Source organism: Microvirga sp. P5_D2, from assembly GCF_054049475.1.
The window spans coordinates 1-3,051 of record NZ_JBFUMH010000305.1; the positions used below are offsets into that span (position 1 = coordinate 1).

General features: G+C 62.1%; 4 protein-coding genes. 2 read left to right on the top strand and 2 right to left on the bottom strand.

Features of this window, described 5'->3' with window-relative positions; genetic code table 11:
- On the bottom strand, positions 1–149 hold a 149-nt coding region (locus ACXJKO_RS30930), incomplete at its 3' end, for a helix-turn-helix domain-containing protein (RefSeq protein WP_457094838.1).
- A gap of 645 nt (positions 150–794) precedes the next feature.
- Here ACXJKO_RS30930 and ACXJKO_RS30935 point away from each other — a divergent pair.
- On the top strand, positions 795–1,394 hold the full coding sequence (locus tag ACXJKO_RS30935) for an ester cyclase (protein ID WP_457094835.1): 600 nt from the start codon (positions 795–797) through the stop codon (positions 1,392–1,394).
- On the top strand, positions 1,340–1,771 hold the full coding sequence (locus tag ACXJKO_RS30940) for a methyltransferase family protein (protein ID WP_457094836.1): 432 nt from the start codon (positions 1,340–1,342) through the stop codon (positions 1,769–1,771). Before ACXJKO_RS30935 ends, ACXJKO_RS30940 begins: the two co-directional genes overlap by 55 nt.
- A gap of 182 nt (positions 1,772–1,953) precedes the next feature.
- Here ACXJKO_RS30940 and ACXJKO_RS30945 read toward each other — a convergent pair whose 3' ends face one another.
- The gene (locus ACXJKO_RS30945; protein WP_457094837.1) at positions 1,954–2,805 is read right to left on the bottom strand and encodes a sulfite exporter TauE/SafE family protein; all 852 of its coding nucleotides are present in this window, start codon (positions 2,803–2,805) and stop codon (positions 1,954–1,956) included.
- Positions 2,806–3,051: the final 246 nt, after the last annotated feature.

Here is a 3,051-nt window from a genome sequence, read left to right on the forward strand (position 1 = left end):
GTCTGATAGGCCTTGAGCAATCGGAATACTTGGCGCCGTGTGATCCGCAGCAGCTGGGCGGCTTCGCGCACCGTAATTCGCTCCGCCACGACGTCCCGCAGAATGTGAACCCGATCGATCTCTGGCCGGCTCATCCCGATCACCGTCATCAGATCCAATCTCCCCAGCACGATCACCCAGGGAGAGTGACATTTGTAACGGGGAGAGGAGTGACCTTTCTAACGGGGTTCTACACCTCGCGAAGTTCCGATAAGCGCGATTATGGATCCGGATGGAGTTGCATTTGAGCGTCCTCGGAAGCCTTCATTGGCACTCATGGCAGTGAGTCAGTAAAGCACCAGTCTATATCGCTTCTTATGCGGGCTTGGTGTGAGCATGAATATTCAAGGAAACTTGGGGAGCCGCCGGTGCCGACCTTACTGCTAGGTCTGTATCGTGCACAAGCTATATGCCTGAGATCGGCCAACGTTGCCTGTAGGTCAAATCAGGAAGTCTGCTGCCCGTCACGACCGTCCGAAATTCCCGGCCAATGCTGACATTCGATCTACTTCCGAGAAGTGCCAGTTGCGGCCCTTCCACCCCTTATGATGTCTCATGCATTTAGGGAAATTCCGCGCTATCATGCGGACATAGTCGACCTGCGGATAAAGTGGCACTCGTCACCTGCTCGACGAAACGCGCCATGAGCATCGCGCCACTGCTCTCCCGGCCGAACAGCACTCGCCAGCCACCCCAGCGCGTGCTGGACTACTACACGGGCCAGTCGACCTTTAGCTTCCGGAGGAGCGAGGACCATGGCGGAAGACAAGCACGAGGTGTTGATCCGCGCCTACATCGACGAGGTCTTCAACGGGCACCGTGTGGACATCCTGGAAAAGTACTGGGATGACGAGTTGACATCGCACTGGCTGGGCATGGAGACGATCCACGGCCTACCTGCCTGGCGCGCGGCGATGGAAGGCTTTTTCGGCGCCTTTCCGGACGCCGCCTACACCCTGGATGACATGTTCTTCGCCGGCGACCGAGGCGTCTGGCGTGGCCGCTGGCAGGCGACCCAGCAGGGCGAATGGCAAGGGATTGCCGCGTCCGGCCGCAATGCGACGTGGACTGTCATCATCATCGGCCGCTTCGCCGAACGGCAAGCTGAAGGAGGACTGGGTCGAGTTGGACCGGCTCGGCCTTTTCCAGCAGCTCGGATGCGTTCCGATTGGGACGTAGGGGGCCTGACATGGACCAGCCTTCTCGCGGCATCATGCCCGTCGTCGGCTCGATCGTATTTCTCGTTGCCGCGCCGGGACTGCTTGGCGTCTTCATCCCGTGGTACGCGACCGGGTGGCACATGGACGCGTCGCTGCTCGGTTTGGAGCTGGTGCGCTGGCTCGGCGGCGCGCTGATCCTCTTCGGCGCCGCGGTCGTGCTCGATTCCTTCGCCCGCTTCGCATTGCAGGGCCGTGGCACGCCGGCGCCGATCTATCCCACCGCGACGCTGGTGGTCTCGGGCGCCTACCGCTACGTGCGCAATCCGATGTACCTCGCGGTCATGGCGCTGATCGCCGGCCAGGGGCTGCTGATCGGGTCCCTGCCGCTGGTGCTCTACGCACTGGTGTTTGGCGTCGTTACCCACCTTTTCGTTCTGGTCTACGAGGAACCGACGTTGCACAGCACCTACGGCGCGCAGTACGAGGCCTATGCCGCCGATGTGCGCCGCTGGCTGCCGCGACTGACGCCGTGCCACAGCGGAGTTCCCGCGCGCCCTACTCCGCCGGCCTGAGTCCGCTGCGGGTCAATCTGAGTCCTAAGGCGAGGTTCGGCGAATGTCTCGATAGCGCTGCATTACGGAAGTACGGCTTACGTCAGCCCCGTGCCAAAAGCGGCCGTTGAGGTGAAAGACCAGAACCGGTGTTGCGGCAAGTAAAATGGTAAAAACCGAGAATGGCGTTGGGAGGACGTTCTTCAACCGAGCAGGCTGGCGGCGAATCTGGCGCAGACGAGGAGCAGGAAGATGCCGAAGGCCACTTCCAGGCGGCGCTTGGAGAGCCGGTGCGCCAGACGTGCACCGACCGGCGCCATCCAGGTGCTGGTGGGGATGAACAGCACGAAACCCAGGAGCGAGATATAGCCCAGCGCCAAGGGAGGCTGGAAGGCAATCACGTCAGGGTAATCGGCCATATGCGGCCAGCCGGCATAGATATAGCCGATGGCGCCCGGGATCGAAATCAGAATCCCCAAGCCGGACGAAGTCGCCACCGCTTGGTGGATGGGCCTGTTGTAGAACGTCATGAAGAGGTTGGAGAGCTGGCCGCCGCCGATGCCCATGAGAGCCGAGAGGATGCCGATGAGCCAGCCATAGGCCACCATGATGGGCTTGGCCGGCATGTYGAGGCCGAAGCGCCAGGTGTCTTTGCCGAAGAGCAGCCGGATGGCCGAGAGGCCGGCCACGGCCACGAACACGCCTTTGAACAGATCTGCGGAGGCATAGCGCGCGATCACGCTGCCGATGATGACGCCAAGCACCACGGGCACGGCCCAGACCCGTAGGATGGTCATGTCAACGGCGCCTTTGGCCYTGTGAGCGGAAAACGAGCGAATGGATGTGGGGATGATGATGGCGAGCGAGGTGCCGACGCAGAGCGGCATGCGGACTTCCTCGGGCRCCTCCAGAATGCGGAAGAGCTCGTAGAGGATCGGCACCGCCACGGCCCCGCCGCCGACACCGAAGACACCGGCCAGCAGACCGGTGATGGCGCCCGCCGCCAGAAGCGCCACCACGAGCCACGCCAGATCGAACAGAGGGATGCCAAACACGAGAAGCCACCTATTGAGGAGAATACTAGCCGGCGACGGGACACAGCCCTCCGGAGTCCCATGAACGAGAGGTCGATTGCCCGGACAGAGGTATCGCGCGCGCGCCTCTCCCCATATGCGGGGAGAGGCGTTTTCTTTCTTAAGCCGCCATCGCCTTCTTGAGGTTCTCGTCGATCTTGTCGAGGAAGCCGGTGGTGGAGAGCCACTTCTGCTCGGCGCCGACAAGGAGCGCGAGGTCCTTGGTCA